Origin of the sequence: Dietzia sp. UBA5065 (assembly GCA_002415925.1) — a bacterium.
Classification (GTDB): domain Bacteria; phylum Actinomycetota; class Actinomycetes; order Mycobacteriales; family Mycobacteriaceae; genus Dietzia.
This window is the reverse complement of record DIAZ01000180.1, coordinates 6,925-7,261: the sequence shown is the minus strand read 5'-3', so window position 1 is coordinate 7,261 and position 337 is coordinate 6,925. Positions and strand designations below refer to the sequence as shown.

Genomic DNA, 337 nt, shown 5'->3' with positions numbered 1-337 from the left:
ACCCCGACCGCGTGCGCGCGCTGGTCCTGCGCGGGATCTTCCTGTGCCGCCCCTCCGAGATCGACTGGTTCTACCGGGGCGGCGCAGCCCACCTGTTCCCCGACGCCTGGGAGGGATACCTCGCGCCGCTGGTGGCCGCCGACGGCCCCGGGGCCGTCGGCGCCCCGGGGTACGACCACGTGGCGGCGTACCACCGCCTCCTGCACTGCGGTGACCCCGCGACGGAGGTCGAGGCCGCTCGGGCGTGGACCACGTGGGAGACCTCGACGTCCGCCCTGCTCCCCCGCCCCGCCGTCCCGGACGGCGATCCCGACAGGTTCGCGCTGGCCTTCGCCCG

General features: G+C 76.6%; 1 pseudogene. It reads left to right on the top strand.

The window, feature by feature from the left end:
- A pseudogene (locus B4M60_RS14870) lies at positions 1 to 337 on the top strand (prolyl aminopeptidase); the annotation flags it as partial.